Genomic DNA, 15,732 nt, shown 5'->3' with positions numbered 1-15,732 from the left:
CCAGCCGGAGCCAGCCGGGCATTAGCGTGAGACACGAGAGACCTCCGTGGACTCGAGGGAACCTAGACAGCTCCAACTCGACTACGGAGGTCTCTCCTACGTCAACAACGATCCGGGTCAGTACATCTAGCGGGCGCACGCCGTAGTTCCGTCGTCCGCAACCAGAAGAGATGCGAAAGACGGAACCAAGGGGCTTTAGATCAGGGTGCGCGCGATGCGACGCACCTCAGACTTACGGCCCTGACGCAGCGAGGTTATCGGCGCTTGGCCAATCAGCGGTTCAGTGTTGAGCAGCCAGTCGATGACCTCATCGTTGGAAAAGCCCAGGTCTTTCAGCACGATGATGGTGCCGCGAAGCGACGACAGCGGCTCGTTATCAACCAGGAACACCGCGGGAACCGCGAGTGCACCGGTGCGGCGACTGCCAATGAGGTAGTTTTCGTCAAGCAGACGGTGAATGCGGCCGACCGATTCGCCAAGCATCTCGACGAGGTCAGGGACCGTAAGCCAGTCAGTTTCAACAGGGGACGTGATCTCTGTATTCACCCCTCAACTATGTCACCTCTCGCTGGTAGATTGCAGATTCTCCTTTCCTATGGTGCGCCGTTGCCAAGTTCTCAGCGTCGGTCTTCGTAGACTCGATTCGTGAGTCCTACCCAGCCGAACGACCCGCTCATCGGGCGGCTTGTCGATGGCAGGTACCGGGTACGCGCACGAATTGCCCGCGGCGGTATGGCTACGGTGTATGTCGCGACCGACTTGCGACTCGAACGGCGCGTCGCTCTCAAGGTGATGCACGCGCACCTCAGTGACGACACTGTGTTCCAGGGGCGGTTCATTCAGGAGGCCCGCGCGGCTGCCCGCCTTGCTGACCCGCACGTTGTCAACGTGTTTGACCAGGGCCAAGACGGCGAGCTCGCCTACCTCGTGATGGAGTACCTCCCCGGCATCACGTTGCGTGAGCTCCTCAAGGAGCAGCGCCGGCTGTCGATCGCTCAGACGATCACGGTCATGGACGCGATTCTTTCCGGTCTCGCCGCCGCTCACCGTGCCGACATTGTGCACCGCGACGTTAAGCCCGAGAACGTTCTGCTTGCTGAAGACGGCCGCATCAAGATCGGTGACTTCGGTCTCGCGCGTGCGACCACCGCCAATACTGCGAGCGGTGCTCAGCTGATGGGAACGATTGCCTATTTGGCACCGGAGCTCGTCACGCGCGGCACGGCTGACGCCCGCAGCGACATCTACTCGCTCGGCATCATGCTGTACGAAATGCTTGCTGGCGAGCAGCCGTACCGCGGTGAGCAGCCGATGCAGATTGCGTTCCAGCACGCGACCGATTCGGTGCCGCGTCCGAGTGCGAAGAACCCGGGTGTTCCGGAACAGCTGGATGAGCTGGTGCTGTGGGCAACGGAGAAAGAGCCGGACGCTCGTCCGCTCGACGCCCAGGTGATGTTGGATCAACTGCGTGAGATTGAGCGCGAGCTCGGCATCGCGCCCGCAGTCACCGACGATGAGCCCTTCACGAACCAGACCGTGATTCTCGACGAGTACGACACCGGCGGTCACACATCGGTATTGCCCGTCACCGGCGCGATGTCGCTGGGATTGAACGCCACCGGGCCGACGGCTCCCCCGGCCGTGGCTGCTGACAACGCCACACGCTTGCGTCGCGTGACCGTGCGTCGCCGTCGTCGCAGCGTCGTCGCGCTCTTGCTCGTCCTCATTCTGGCGGTCGCCGCTGGCGGTGCGGGCTGGTTCTTTGGTTCCGGCCCCGGCTCCAATGTTGCCGTTCCCGCGGTCGTCGGTGAAACGTATGAGACGGCGAGCGCCCGGCTTGCCGATACCAACCTTGTCGCGAAGCGTACGGAGGCTCCGAGCCTTGACATTGCCCCTGGTTCCGTTATTTCTTCTGATCCGAAAGCCGGAACCTCGGTAAAGAAAGACAGCGTCGTGACGCTGGTTGTTTCCACCGGACCGCAGCAAGTATCGGTTCCGACGACGGCTGGGCAAACGCAAGAGAGCATCACCGCAACACTGAAAGAGCTCGGCATTGCGTTGCCGGCCGACAAGATCGACACCGAATACAACGCCGAAAAGGCTGCCGGCGAAGTGATTTGGATGGTCATCTACCCGCGTGGCGGCGGCGAGACGGACTACTTCCAGTGCGGTGATACCTGCACGGCTTTCGCCGGTGACACGGCCCGCATTTGGGTTTCACTCGGACCGGTGGTCGATCTTGTATCAACGCCGACCAACCTCGAAGATGCCCGCAAAGCGATCACAGACCAACAAATGACCGTCGGCACGGTCACCGAGACGTACTCCAACGACGTCGCCGAAGGCAACATTGTCGCGATGTCGAACAACCAGGAAGACGGCATATACCGCCCCGGCGCCGAAGTCGCACTCACGGTATCCCTCGGCCCCGAGCCCATTACGGTGCCGTCTGGCATCATCGGCGCTTCCCGCACCGACGCGGAGAACATCCTGCGCAACGCTGGCTTCAACGTCGACTACGCCTCGATCAGCATCATCAGCGGCGACAACCTCGAGGTCACGGGTATGCGACTCGGCGACTCCGGTGGTCAGGCGATTGAATCGGGTCAGTCCTATCTCCCGGGCACCACGATCTACCTGCAGGTCAAACTCGTCATCTAACGCACGAGCCACTGCACCCAGACAACGAGTAAGGGCCCCGTCTCGCAACGGGGCCCTTACTCGAATGCGTTAGCGCTTCTCGAGCTCTTCAGCGACCAGGAAGGCCAGCTCGAGCGACTGCATGTGGTTCAGGCGCGGGTCGCACAGCGACTCATAGCGCGTTGCGAGCGAAGCCTCGTCAAGCTGCTCGGAACCACCGAGACACTCCGTGACGTCGTCACCGGTGAGCTCAACGTGGATACCACCCGGGTGCGTACCAACGGCGCGGTGTGCGTCGAAGAAGCCACGAACCTCGTCGACGACATCGTCGAAGCGACGCGTCTTGTAGCCGGTGGGCGTGGTGATGCCGTTGCCGTGCATCGGGTCGGTGACCCACAGCGGCGTGGCGCCAGAAGCCTTGACGGCTTCGAGCAGCGGGGGCAGTGCGTCACGGATCTTGCCGGCACCCATGCGGGTGATGAAGGTCAGGCGACCGGGCTCACGCTCGGGGTCAAGCTTGTCAATCAGCGCGAGCGCTGTCTCCGGAGTCGTGGTCGGGCCCAGCTTCACACCAATGGGGTTACGAATCTTGGAGAAGTAGTCGACGTGAGCACCATCGAGCTCGCGCGTGCGCTCACCGATCCACTGGAAGTGACCCGACGTATTGTACGGGGTTCCGGTGCGGGAGTCGATGCGCGTCATCGGACGCTCGTAGTCCATAAGCAGGCCCTCGTGGCCGGTGTAGAACTCGACGTTGCGCAGCTCATCGAAGTCTGCGCCAGCAGCCTCCATGAACTTAATGGCGCGGTCGATCTCGGCGGCCAGGCCTTCGTAGCGCTGGTTGGCGGGGTTCGACGCGAAGCCCTGGTTCCACTTGTGAACCTCGCGGAGGTCGGCGAAACCACCCTGCGTGAACGCACGAATCAGGTTCAGCGTCGAAGCGGCCATGTGGTAGCCCTGCAGCAGACGGTCGGGGTCTGCGGTGCGCGATGCCTCGGTGAAGTCGTAGCCGTTGACGATGTCGCCGCGGTATGCGGGCAGCGTGACGTCGCCACGGGTTTCGAAGTCGCTCGAACGCGGCTTCGCAAACTGACCGGCCATACGGCCCATCTTGATGACGGGCATGGAAGCGCCGTACGTGAGTACGACGGCCATCTGCAGAATCGTCTTAATGCGGTTGCGGATGTTGTCAGCGTTCGCGCCGGCGAACGTCTCAGCGCAGTCACCACCCTGAAGCAAGAATGCCTTGCCGGCGGCGGCCGAGGCGAGACGCTCACGGAGCATGTCAACCTCACCCGCAAACACGAGCGGCGGGAAGGCCGAAAGCTTACGCGAGGCCTCCGCTACCTTCTCGGCGTCAGGCCACTGCGGCTGCTGCTTGATAGGGAGTGAACGCCAGGAATCGAGGTCTACTGCGGGCATGGTTCCATCCTATGACCGCTGGTACGTTGCGAGGCACAGTGTGACGCCGCGCGACCACCCCGGGCGTGACGAGGTGTCTTAATTCGCTTGAAGTCGGTCTTTGACCGTCGACGCGTAGACGTCTTCGTACTTCTGCTCACCCAGCTGCTGGAGCGCAATCATGATCTCGTCGGTCACCGAGCGCAGAATGTAGCGGTCAGACTCCATGCCCTCAAAGCGCGAGAAATCTAATGGCTCACCGATGACAACACCGACACGCACGACGCGCGGGAGCCGCTGACCGATCGGCATCATGGTGTCGGTATCAACCATGACGACCGGAATGACTGGAACCTTCGCCTCCAGCGCCATGCGCGCGATACCGGTGCGACCGCGGTAGAGCGTACCGTCAGGGCTCCGCGTGCCTTCGGGGTAAATGCCGAGGAGGTCACCGCGACCGAGAACGCGCAGGCCCGTGTTGAGCGAAGCTTCCGACGCCTTACCGCCAGAGCGGTCAATCGGCAGCTGCCCGGTGCCCTTAAAGAAGAGTCTCGTGAGGAAGCCCTTGACACCCTTACCCGTGAAGTAATCGCTCTTGGCAAGGAAGCTAACCGGGCGATCAATCATGAGCGGGAGGAAGATGGAGTCGGCAAACGAGAGGTGGTTCGACGCCAGAATCGCGCCACCGTTTTTGGGGATGTTACGACGACCGACCACCCACGGGCGCCAGATCGCCTTCACGATCGGCCCGATGAAGATGTACTTCATGACCCAATAGATCATTTGTTGTTCTCCTGTCGGGCGAGGTCGCCGGCTCCGATGACACCGGCGTCGTTCACAAGCTGTGCAATCTGGAACATACCGTCAACCGGCTTCTGATGCATCGGGCTGTGCACCAGGAACGACTCGCGCATGGGGGCAAGAACCAGCTCACCCAGGGCGGCTACTCCCCCGCCGATGACATAGCGCTGCGGTTCCAGAATGGCGTGGAATGATCCGCAGGCCTCACCGAGCGCCGCGGATACCGACCGCACGGCTTCCAACGCGCCACGGTCGCCGGCGAGGGCCAGTTCAGAAATCGTGTGCCCCGCAATCTCACCGTCGCGTGCCCGCCGTTCAGCGAGCACGACACCAATGCCACCGGCATCAGCAAGTTCATTCGCTACCCGTTGCAACGCGCGGCCCGATGCGTACTGCTCAATGCAACCGCGCTGGCCACAGCCGCACAGCAGGCCGTTGCGTTCGAAACGCACGTGGCCAAGCTCAGCTCCCATTCCGGTCGCGCCGCGGTGCAGTGCGCCGTCGGCGACGACAGCGCCGCCGATTCCGGTGCCCATCGTGAGCATCAGCATGTGTTGCACGTCGCGGCCCGCACCGAAACGGTATTCCGCCCACCCGGCAGCGTTCGCGTCGTTCTCCAACACAACGGGAACATCGATCTGCGCCTGCACGCGGTCACGCAGCGGCTCGTCGCGCCACGCAATGTTCGGGCTGGAAATGGTTCCGGCTTCGTGGTCGACGAAACCAGCGGCGGCAACGCCCACGCCCATCACGTCAGCATCGACGCTCAGCTCTTTGACGAGCTGCACGACGGCACCCACGATCTCATCCGACGACGTTGACGTCGCGACGCGCGTGGCGCGGTGCAGCGAGCCATCCGCCGCCACCAGCCCAGCGGCAATCTTGGTTCCGCCAATATCGATACCGATCGTGAACACAACGCCCTTTCTCGCCTCCGACACTCGCGGGTGCTCGAAAAGTCTATCGACCAGCACGCATGCTCACCGGAATATGTCACCGCCACCAGCGCAGAAAAATACGGCGGAACCATAGACAACTGAGCGGTTTGCTCACGCACGCGTCGTACTGAGTTTCAAAAATCATCGGACTCAGTTTCAGCGTTGAGCGGGTTTTCTGCCATAGACTCAAGTGAGCACATCTGCCCGACACATCCGGTACCGAAGGAGTTGCCGTGGTCCAGTTCGAAGTTCCTGCTATCGTCCCCGCCGATCCGCAGGCGAACATCACTGATCTACTCGTTGAACGCGTCAAGAAGACGCCGAACCGAGCCATCTTTAGCGTTCCTGAGGGCGAAGGTTGGCGAGATATCACCGCCGCCGAGTTCCAAGACCAGGTGATTGCCCTCTCCAAGGGCTTCGTCGCAAACGGCATTGAGCCGGGCGACAAGGTTGGTTTTGCCGCGCGCACCACGTATGAGTGGACGCTCGTTGACTTTGCCCTCTTCTACGCAGGCGCCGTCATGGTTCCGATTTACGAAACCAGTTCGCCCGCACAGATCCAGTGGAACCTCGAAGACTCCGGCGCCGTTGCCGTGATTCTCGAGTCTCCCGAGCACTTTGCGCGCTTCGATGAGGTGCGCGGCGATCTGCCGCTTATTCGTAAGTCGTGGCAGATGCACCTCGGCGACCTGCAGAAGCTGGTCGAAGAGGGCAAGGGCGTTGACGATGCTGAAATCGAACGCCGTCGTAACATCGCCAATGCTGACGACATCGCGACGCTGATCTACACGTCGGGCTCGACCGGCAAGCCGAAGGGCTGCGTACTAACGCACGCTAACTTCGTTGAGCTGTGCCGCAACGCCGGCAAGTCGCTTGCCGAAGTTCTTGACATGCCCGGCGCCTCGACCGTGCTGTTTATTACGACGGCACACGTGTTCGCACGTTTCATCTCGATCCTCACGATTCACGCTGGTGTTCGCACCGGTCACGAGCCCAACACGCGCAACCTGCTTCCCGCGCTCGGATCGTTCAAGCCGACCTTCCTCCTCGCGGTTCCGCGTGTGTTTGAGAAGGTGTACAACTCGGCTGAGCAGAAGGCAGAAGCGGGTGGCAAGGGCAAGATCTTCCGCGCCGCCGCCGCTGCCGCTATCGAGCACTCCACGCTCCTGCAGGAGGGCAAGAAGGTTCCGTTCGGCTTGAAGCTCAAGTTCAAGCTGTTCGACAAGCTGGTCTTCGACAAGCTGCGCGCTGCCATGGGTGGCAACGTCGCGTACGCCGTTTCTGGTTCCGCTCCCCTGGGTGCGCGCCTCGGCCACTTCTTCCACAGCCTCGGCATCACGATCCTCGAGGGCTACGGTCTCACTGAGACGACGGCGCCCGCGACGGTCAACCAGGCTCGCAAGTCGAAGATCGGCACCGTGGGCCCCGTACTCCCGGGCGTTGGTGTTCGCCTCGGCGAAGACAACGAAATCGAAGTTCGCGGCATCAACGTGTTCAAGGAGTACTGGAACAACCCTGAGGCGACCGCCGCGGCGTTCCACGACGGCTGGTTCAAGACCGGCGACCTCGGCTCGTTCGACAGCGAGGGTTTCCTCACGATCACCGGCCGTAAGAAGGAGATTCTCGTCACCGCAGGTGGCAAGAACGTGTCGCCGGCCGTGCTCGAAGACCCGATCCGCGCGAACCCGATCGTCGGACAGGTTGTCGTCGTTGGCGACCAGCGTCCGTTCATCGCGGCGCTCGTGACGCTGGACCCGGAAATGCTCCCCACATGGCTGGAGAACAACGGACTCAGCGGAACCATGTCGCTGGCTGAGGCTGCGACGAACGCCACGGTGCGCGCTGAAGTGCAGCGCGCGATCGACCGTGCGAACAAGACGGTTTCGCGTGCTGAGTCGATTCGTAAGTTCGTTATTCTGCCGACCGAGTGGACGGAAGCTTCTGGCCACCTGACGCCGAAGATGTCGATCAAGCGTCACGTCATCACGGCAGACTTTGCTGGTGAGATTGAAGCGCTGTACTCGGAGCCCGTCGCGACGAGCAACATCTCCGTTGGCTAATTGANACGCCGAAGATGTCGATCAAGCGTCACGTCATCACGGCAGACTTTGCTGGTGAGATTGAAGCGCTGTACTCGGAGCCCGTCGCGACGAGCAACATCTCCGTTGGCTAATTGAGCTGACGAGTAAGGGCCCTCCGAATCCTAAGATTCGGAGGGCCCTTACTCTTTTAGGTTTTAGTTCTAGAACCAGGAGCTTTCGCGTACCTGTTTCATCGCGACCTTCCGGTCTTCTGGCGACAGCCGGCGCAAGTAAACCATGCCCTCGAGGTGGTCGGTCTCGTGCTGCAGAGCCTGAGCCATGAGCCCCGTGCCTTCGAGGACAACGCGGTTACCGTCGAGGTCGATGCCTTCAACGCGCGCGTACTCACTGCGCAGGGCATCGTGCCACAGGCCGGGAACCGAGAGGCACCCCTCCCCTGTCGGGCGCGGCTCACCGCGAAGCTCGACGATTCGCGGGTTCAAGACGTACCCGACATCACCATCAATGTTGTAGCTGAACGCACGGAGGTTAACACCGATCTGCGGTGCGGCAACGCCGGCGCGACCCGGCAGCTTGACCGTGTCGATCAGGTCTTGCACGAGGGCACGGATGCCGTCGTCAATGTCGGTGATCTCCGCGCTCGGCGTCGTGAGCACCGGGTCGCCGTAAAGGCGAATCTCGCGAACAGCCATGTCAGTTCGTGGGCTTGCGCAGCGCGTCAATAACCTTCGCAGCCAGCTTGCGTGCCGCGTCGCGCGTCTCCGGTTGGAGGTCGCGGAACGAAATGGCGCTACCGGTTGCGATCATGGTGTCGTACGGAATGCTGACGACTTCGCGCACGCGGGTGCGGAAGTGCGACTCTAGCTCGTTTCGGTGCACCAGCGGGGTGCCCACAGATGCCTGGTTCAGCACCACGATGGCGTTCTGGGCCTGCTGCGCGTAGCCGTTGGTCTCGAGCCATGTGAGGGTTTCCGAGGCCAGCTTGGCCTCGTCAACGCTCAGACCCGCAACAATGATGAGCTGGTCAGCGAGGTCGAGCGTTGCACCCATGACGGAGTGAACGATGCCCGTTCCGGTGTCGGTAAGCACGAGCGAGTAGTAACGCGCGGTGACGTCGGCCACGGCACGGTAGTCGTCGTCGCTGAATGCTTCGGAGACGCGCGGGTCGGAATCGCTCGCGAGCACGTCAAGACGCGTCTCGTCGCGAGCAACGATGTCTGAAATATCGTTGTAGCCACGAATGTCGTCGCGAGCACGCACCAGGTCACGAACCGTCTTGGTGGTCTGGCGGGCAATGCGCTCGGCGAGGGTTCCGCGGTCGGGGTTGGCGTCGACCGCGATAACGCGGTCGTCGCGAGCGTCAGCCAGCGCCATACCAAGCAGAGCCGTGACGGTCGTCTTGCCGACACCGCCCTTGCGACTGAGGATCGGCACGAAGCGGCTGCCGCCCGTGAGGGGTGCGGCGATCTGGGCGGTCAGCGCCTTGCGGGCGCGAGCGCGCTTGCTGTCACCGAGGTTGATGCGCTTGCCGGTCATCGAGTAGACCAGGTGGCGCCATGCGCCTTCCGGCTCGGGCTTAGCCAGCTGCGAGCGGTCAAGCAGACGGTCTGCCGTCAGCAGGTCGCTCGTCTCGCGTGAAGCCGAGCTGAGGTCGTCAAGACGCTTCGAAGTAATCGGAGTTTCCTGACGCGTCTTCACGCGCTCCAGGTCGCGCGGGTCGCGCTTCGTCGGTGCCTCTGAGGCGGTCACAGTTGCTTCCTCGTCTCCGTCGTTCTCATCAGCGGTCGGTGCATCTTCAGCATCCGCCGCGAAAGTCTCATGGGTGTCGTCCGAAGCGGGAGCGCCTGAGCTATCGTCGTGGTCTGCTGCGTCGTCGTCCGGTGCGGCAAGAAGCGCAGCGTCGGCTTCGGCTTCTTCTGCGGCGATGCGTTCTTCTTCGGCAGCAGCCGCTTCCTGTGCGGCAATGCGTTCTGCTTCAGCAGCCGCCTCTTCTTCGGCGATGCGGGCGGCATCGGCCTCTTCCTCGGCCAGACGAGCGGCTTCGGCTTCCTCTTCAGCTACGCGAGCTGCTTCTGCCGCCGCTTCTTCCTCGGCGGCGATACGAGCAGCTTCAGCTGCCGCTTCTTCCTCGGCGACGATACGAGCAGCTTCAGCTGCCGCTTCTTCTTCAGCCAGGCGCGCGGCGTATTCCTCAGCCAGGCGTGCCTCTTCAGCCGCCGCTTCTTCCTCGGCAAGACGAGCAGCCTCAGCGGCAGCTTTTTCTTCCTCGGCGAGGCGAGCAGCCTCAGCGGCAGCTTTTTCTTCCTCGGCGAGGCGAGCAGCCGAGGCCTCTTCCTCAGCAATGCGCGCAGCTTTGGCTTCAGCGTCAGCGGCGGCCGTAGCTTCGTCGTCTTCGAGTACGGCCTCTTCTGCGTCAACGTCGGGGGCGGTCTCGCGGCCCGAATCGGTTTCTTCGATCTCTGCGATCACGACGTCTTCATCGGTGACGACAGTCGCGACAGGCTTTGCCGTCGCCTTCTTTTTGCTGGGGCGCCCCTTGGGCTTTTTCACTGGTTCCGGAGCCGCAACCTCAGCTACCGGCTCATCTACCAGCGGCTCGTGGGTAATCGCAGTGCCGGCCTCCGCGTCATCAATCGGAACCGTAGTTTCGATGATGACGTCAGCTGCATCGGAGGCCGACACCGGTGCGATCTCGGGGTTGAGAAGGGCATCAAACAGCAGGTGCACGTCGTCTGCATCGTCGTCAACATAGTCGTCATCGTCATCCGAGGCGGTACCGGGCAAGATCACACTGATCTGCGCGGTGTTGCCGCCGAGGAAGCCGAGCGACGATGTATCGATGTCGCTGGACTCCGCGAGGACTCCGTTTTCCGGTTCCTCATTGGAATCCATGTTCTTACGATCAGGCGCCACTGCGTTCACTCTCCTGTTGCTGCGAGATTTCTCGCCCGCACTAGGCTAATGCGCCGGACGCACTACGACCAAAAGATCGCCTGCCTCCACCTGCTGTGTTGCACCGATAGCAATGCGCTCGATGACGCCTGCGACGGGCGACGTGATGGCCGCTTCCATCTTCATCGCCTCGATCGACGCCACCGGCTGACCGGCCTCAACCCTATCGCCAACGGCAGCCTTGATCGTGACGACACCGGAGAACGGAGCTGCCACCTGACCAGGCTTTGATGTGTCAGCCTTCTCCGCTTCACGAGCCTCGACCTCGATGCTGCGGTCGCGTACGAAGACGGGGCGAAGCTGGCCGTTGAGCGTGGTCATGACCGTACGCATACCCTTGTCATCGGCGGCACCAATGGCCTCCAGACCGAAGAACAAACGCACACCGCGGTCGAGGTCGATCGCGTGCTCAGAACCTTCGGCAAGACCGTACAGGTAGTCAGCCGTGTCGAGCTTCGACAGGTCGCCGTACTTCTCACGCATCTCAGCGAAGATCTTCGTCGGAGCCGGGAACAGCAGCTCGTTGAGCATGTTGCGACGCGTCAGCGAGTCTGCGTTCAGCGCCGCCGACTGCTCGTCGGTGAGGTCGGTCAGCGCCGACTTCACTTCACGGCCAGCAAGCACCTTGGAGCGGAACGGCTCGGGCCATCCACCCGGCAAATCGCCGAGCTCGCCAGCCATGAAGCTGACGACGGAGTCCGGAACATCGTATTTCTCGGGGTTGGCCTCGAAGTCTGCCGGATCTGCCTTAACAGCAGCCAGGTAGAGCGCGAGGTCACCGACAACCTTCGACGACGGCGTCACCTTGGGTACGCGGCCCAGAATACGGTCAGAGGCCGCGTACATGTCTTCAATGAGCTCGAAGTCATCGGCCAAGCCCAGCGCAATCGCCTGCTGGCGCAGGTTCGAGAGCTGACCGCCGGGAATCTCGTGGTGGTACACGCGACCCGTGGGGCCCGGAAGACCCGACTCGAACGGGCGGTACATGTGGCGCACGGCCTCCCAGTACGGCTCGAGACCCGAAGCAGCGTCGAGGTCGAGCCCGGTGTCTCGCTCGGTGTGCGACAGCGCCGCGACAAGTGCCGACATCGACGGCTGGCTCGTGGTTCCGGCCATCGGCGCGGATGCGACGTCAACGGCGTCAGCACCGGCCGCGGCGGCCGCCAGGAGCGTCGCCAGCTGGCCACCCGGGGTGTCGTGCGTGTGCACGTGCACCGGAAGGTCGAAGTTCTCACGCAGAGCCGTTACGAGCTTCGCAGCCGCACCGGGTCGCAAGAGACCCGCCATGTCCTTGATTGCGAGGATGTGTGCTCCGGCACCGACCATCTGCTCTGCGAGGCGCAGGTAGTAGTCGAGCGTGTAGAGCGACTCGTTGGGGTTCAGCAGGTCGCCCGTGTAGCAAAGAGCTGCTTCAGCCACCGCGGTGTTCGTTGCGAGCACCGATTCGATTGCCGGGCGCATCTGGTTGACGTCGTTCAGCGCATCGAAGATACGGAAGATATCAACACCGGTTGCCGCGGCTTCAGCGACGAAGGCGTCGGTGACCTGCGTCGGGTACGGCGTGTACCCGACCGTGTTGCGGCCGCGAAGCAGCATCTGAATGTTGATGTTCGGCAGCTCTCCGCGCAGCGCCGCCAGACGCTCCCACGGGTCTTCACCCAGGAAGCGGAGCGCGACGTCGTACGTTGCGCCACCCCACGCCTCAACCGAGAGCAGCTGGGGCAACAGACGCGCCTCGTACGGGGCAACCGTCAGCAGATCCTTTGTGCGCACGCGAGTGGCGAGGAGCGACTGGTGGGCGTCACGGAACGTCGTGTCGGTAACGGCGAGGGCGTTCTGCTCACGCAGTGCGGCCGCGAAGCCCTTCGGGCCCAGCTCCTGAAGCTTCTGGCGCGAGCCGTTCGGCACGTCCGACTTGAGGTCGAGAACCGGAAGCTTGGTGCGCGGCTCGACCGTGATCGGGTTGTCGCCGTTCGGCTTGTTGACGGTGACGTCGACGAGCCAGTTGAGCACCTTGGAGCCACGGTCTTTCGACTCGCGACCCCGCAGCAGTTCCGGACGCTCGTCGATGAACGAGGTCGAGAGGTTGCCGCTCAGGAAGTCTTCGTCGTCAAGAACGGCCTGCAGGAACGGAATGTTGGTGGAGACACCACGAATACGGAACTCCGCCAGCGCACGGCGTGCGCGCGAAGCAGCCGCACGGAAGTCACGGCCACGGCACGTGAGCTTGGACAGCATAGAGTCGAAGTGCGGGCTGATCTGCGAGCCCGCAGCCGTGGTTCCGCCGTCCAGGCGAATACCGGCGCCACCCGGCGAACGGTACGTCGTGATCTTGCCGGTGTCAGGGCGGAAGCCCTGGGTCGGGTCTTCCGTCGTGATGCGGCACTGAAGCGCGGCACCACGCAAGTGAATGTCTTCTTGGCGCAGGCCGAGTTCATCGAGCGTCGCACCGGCGGCAATGCGGATCTGCGACTGCACAAGGTCAACGTCGGTGACCTCTTCAGTGACGGTGTGCTCAACCTGAATACGCGGGTTCATCTCAATGAAGACGACCTCCCCCGTACGCGGACCAGCCGTCTCAAGCAAGAACTCGACCGTTCCGGCGTTGATGTAACCAATCGACTCAGCAAAGGCCACGGCGTAGCGGTGCAGGTCTTGGCGAATGTTCTCGTCAAGGTTCGGCGCCGGAGCGATCTCAACGACCTTCTGGTGGCGGCGCTGCACCGAGCAGTCACGCTCGAACAGGTGCACGGTGTTGTCGTGGGCGTCAGCGAGGATCTGCACCTCAACGTGACGCGGACGCAGCACGGCCTGCTCGAGGAACATACGCGGGTCACCGAACGCGCTGCCAGCCTCACGCATCGCCTCAGCCAGCGCCGGTGCAAGCTCGGCCTTCGTCTCAACGCGACGCATGCCTCGTCCGCCACCACCGGCGACGGCTTTCGCGAACAGCGGGAAGCCAATCTCATCGGCCTGCGCGACGAGCGCGTCAACGTCGTCCGAAGCATCGGTGGAGCGCAACACAGGAACACCCGCAGCGATCGCGTGCTCCTTCGCCGTCACCTTGTTGCCAGCCATTTCCAGCACATTCGCAGGAGGGCCAATGAAGGTGATGCCGTTTGCGGCTGCCTTCGCAGCGAGGTCGGGGTTCTCAGAGAGGAATCCGTAGCCCGGGTAGATAGCGTCAGCGCCGCTCTCCAGTGCCACGCGAATAATCTCGTCCACATCGAGGTAAGCGCGCACAGGGTGCCCCACTTCGCCGATCTGGTACGCCTCGTCCGCCTTCAGGCGGTGGAGGGAGAAGCGGTCTTCATAGGGAAACACTGCCACGGTTCGTGCGCCGGCCTCAAAGGCCGCGCGGAATGCACGAATCGCGATTTCACCGCGGTTTGCGACGAGGATCTTGGAGAACATGGCACCTCGGACTTCCGATTTGGAGCGGGGGAAATAGCATCCCCAGCCTAGAGGAAGGTAACGTGGTTGATTGTGCACGTACTATCTGTCAGCTCTCTCAAGGGTGGCGTCGGCAAGACGACCGTAACTCTGGGTCTGGCGTCGGCCGCATTTGCCCGAGGAATCCGGACGCTTGTAGTCGATCTCGACCCGCAGTCCGACGTTTCCACCGGCCTCGATATCCAGGTCGCCGGACGCCTCAACATCGCGGATGTTCTCGCCAATCCCAAGGAAAAGGTGGTTCGCCAGGCGATCACCACATCCGGGTGGGCGAAGGTACACCCCGGAACCATTGACGTGTTGATTGGTAGCCCTTCGGCGATCAACTTCGACGGCCCGCACCCGAGCGTGCGCGACGTCTGGAAGCTGGAAGAGGCGCTCGCCACGATCGAGGCCGACTACGACCTCGTTCTCATCGACTGCGCGCCATCGCTGAACGCTCTCACGCGTACCGCATGGGCCGCTTCTGACCGTGTCGTAGTTGTGACGGAACCAGGGCTTTTCTCGGTTGCTGCGGCTGACCGTGCACTGCGCGCGATTGAAGAGATCCGCCGCGGCCTCTCCCCTCGTCTGCAGCCGCTGGGTATCGTCGTGAACCGCGTTCGCCCGCAGTCGATCGAGCACCAGTTCCGCATTAAAGAACTGCGTGACATGTTCGGCCCGCTAGTGCTGTCGCCCCAGCTTCCGGAGCGCACGTCACTGCAGCAGGCTCAGGGCGCCGCAAAGCCCCTGCACATCTGGCCCGGCGACTCGGCGCAGGAGCTGGCAGCCGACTTCGATGCACTCCTTGACCGCATCATTCGTGCCGGCCGCATTCCGGTCGCTAACGACGCGCCCACCGGCCCGTAGGTTCCGCCTGCTGGCTCAGTGGTACTTGTCGCGCCCGTAAACGGCACAAAAACACCGCTCAAATTGATTGTGACGATTACGTCACGCGTTACGGTTTGTTTCACTTTTGCGTGCACGCGAGTGCTTATGACGCCATGCGTCGCGTTTCGAGCAATATAAAGGCCCCTACCAAGGCGGGTTCTAGCGGTCGTCGCAACACCTCGAGTTTTGAGGAGTTGCGACGACCGTGTCTTTTTCGAAGGAAGAGATCGGCCGATTGAAGGCCGAGTTTCTGACCGCGTTTCATCAGTGTGGCAATGCGAGTGAGGCGGCTCGCCGGGTCGGGGCGAAGCGTGGCAGTGTGACCGCTTGGCTGCGAGCCGCGGGCGTCGTGGCCCGTGCGCAGGCTGGCCCGGGAAGCGGGCATCGTCGGGCGGATCATCCTGCGAAGGCCGAGTATGCGCGGTTGCGTGCTGAAGGTCTGAGTAATACCGCGGCTGCTCGCCGGGTCGGGATCAACCCGCGGACGGGACGTGACTGGCATCAAGGAATAGTAGTGCCCCTTAAGGTGGTGTAGCCCACGGTGGCCGGCTCGTCGCTTACGACGTAAGCGCGGTCACCGTGTGATCCTTCGAGAAGTCTCTAACCTCCACTCGAAAGGCATCATCACGATGACC

General features: G+C 62.5%; 11 protein-coding genes. 4 read left to right on the top strand and 7 right to left on the bottom strand.

Translation table 11 applies throughout. The features are described from left to right. Positions 1-195 precede the first annotated feature (195 nt). On the bottom strand, positions 196-546 hold the full coding sequence (locus ACQUSY_RS13005) for an Rv2175c family DNA-binding protein (protein ID WP_428904871.1): 351 nt from the start codon (positions 544-546) through the stop codon (positions 196-198). Between the two features lie 99 nt (positions 547-645). On the opposite strand from ACQUSY_RS13005, the gene pknB reads away from it, so the two are divergent. Beyond that, a complete protein-coding gene (pknB, locus tag ACQUSY_RS13000; RefSeq protein ID WP_428904870.1) occupies positions 646-2,661 on the top strand; it encodes a Stk1 family PASTA domain-containing Ser/Thr kinase in 2,016 nt (671 codons plus the stop codon). 69 nt (positions 2,662-2,730) lie between these two features. Here the strand turns inward: pknB and ACQUSY_RS12995 are convergent, their stop codons facing one another. From ACQUSY_RS12995 to ACQUSY_RS12985, 3 genes are all read right to left on the bottom strand, one after another. Further along, the gene (locus ACQUSY_RS12995; protein WP_428904869.1) at positions 2,731-4,062 is read right to left on the bottom strand and encodes a class II 3-deoxy-7-phosphoheptulonate synthase; all 1,332 of its coding nucleotides are present in this window, start codon (positions 4,060-4,062) and stop codon (positions 2,731-2,733) included. 78 nt (positions 4,063-4,140) lie between these two features. After that, entirely contained in the window at positions 4,141-4,824 is a 684-nt protein-coding gene (locus ACQUSY_RS12990; RefSeq protein WP_428904868.1) for a lysophospholipid acyltransferase family protein, read from the bottom strand. Next, on the bottom strand, positions 4,821-5,783 hold the full coding sequence (locus ACQUSY_RS12985) for an ROK family protein (RefSeq protein WP_428904867.1): 963 nt from the start codon (positions 5,781-5,783) through the stop codon (positions 4,821-4,823). The genes ACQUSY_RS12990 and ACQUSY_RS12985 overlap by 4 nt, the downstream gene beginning before the upstream one ends. Positions 5,784-6,013: 230 nt before the next feature. Here ACQUSY_RS12985 and ACQUSY_RS12980 point away from each other — a divergent pair, with 230 nt between their 5' ends. Then, positions 6,014-7,840, top strand: a complete 1,827-nt coding sequence (locus ACQUSY_RS12980) for an AMP-dependent synthetase/ligase (protein ID WP_428904866.1) — start codon at positions 6,014-6,016, stop codon at positions 7,838-7,840. Positions 7,841-8,022: 182 nt separating this feature from the next. Here ACQUSY_RS12980 and def read toward each other — a convergent pair whose 3' ends face one another. The 3 genes from def to ACQUSY_RS12965 form a co-directional block, all read right to left on the bottom strand. Then, the gene (gene def, locus ACQUSY_RS12975) at positions 8,023-8,514 is read right to left on the bottom strand and encodes a peptide deformylase (protein ID WP_428904865.1); all 492 of its coding nucleotides are present in this window, start codon (positions 8,512-8,514) and stop codon (positions 8,023-8,025) included. Between the two features lies 1 nt (position 8,515). Beyond that, positions 8,516-10,714 (bottom strand): MinD/ParA family ATP-binding protein, encoded by a 2,199-nt coding sequence (locus ACQUSY_RS12970; RefSeq protein ID WP_428904864.1) that lies wholly within the window; start codon positions 10,712-10,714, stop codon positions 8,516-8,518. 66 nt (positions 10,715-10,780) lie between these two features. Beyond that, entirely contained in the window at positions 10,781-14,188 is a 3,408-nt protein-coding gene (locus ACQUSY_RS12965) for a pyruvate carboxylase (protein ID WP_428904863.1), read from the bottom strand. Between the two features lie 72 nt (positions 14,189-14,260). Between ACQUSY_RS12965 and ACQUSY_RS12960 the strand changes: the two genes are divergently transcribed. Both ACQUSY_RS12960 and ACQUSY_RS12955 read left to right on the top strand, forming a co-directional pair. Then, the gene (locus tag ACQUSY_RS12960; protein WP_428904862.1) at positions 14,261-15,076 is read left to right on the top strand and encodes a ParA family protein; all 816 of its coding nucleotides are present in this window, start codon (positions 14,261-14,263) and stop codon (positions 15,074-15,076) included. Positions 15,077-15,302: 226 nt separating this feature from the next. Next, positions 15,303-15,632, top strand: coding sequence for a helix-turn-helix domain-containing protein (locus tag ACQUSY_RS12955; protein ID WP_428904861.1), 330 nt, complete (start codon positions 15,303-15,305; stop codon positions 15,630-15,632). Positions 15,633-15,732: the final 100 nt, after the last annotated feature.

This window comes from Microbacterium daqui (assembly GCF_050408675.1).
Lineage (GTDB): Bacteria > Actinomycetota > Actinomycetes > Actinomycetales > Microbacteriaceae > Microbacterium.
Note: the sequence above shows the minus strand (reverse complement) of the source record. Positions and strands in the feature narration are given on the sequence as shown.

What these genes read in the sequence shown, in the direction of transcription:
- ACQUSY_RS12990 (WP_428904868.1), bottom strand. Translation starts at nt 4,824, where the DNA reads ATGATCTATTGGGTCATGAAGTACATCTTCATCGGGCCGATCGTGAAG.
- ACQUSY_RS12965 (WP_428904863.1), bottom strand. Translation starts at nt 14,188, where the DNA reads ATGTTCTCCAAGATCCTCGTCGCAAACCGCGGTGAAATCGCGATTCGT.
- ACQUSY_RS12970 (WP_428904864.1), bottom strand. Translation starts at nt 10,714, where the DNA reads ATGGATTCCAATGAGGAACCGGAAAACGGAGTCCTCGCGGAGTCCAGC.
- def (WP_428904865.1), bottom strand. Translation starts at nt 8,514, where the DNA reads ATGGCTGTTCGCGAGATTCGCCTTTACGGCGACCCGGTGCTCACGACG.
- ACQUSY_RS12995 (WP_428904869.1), bottom strand. Translation starts at nt 4,062, where the DNA reads ATGCCCGCAGTAGACCTCGATTCCTGGCGTTCACTCCCTATCAAGCAG.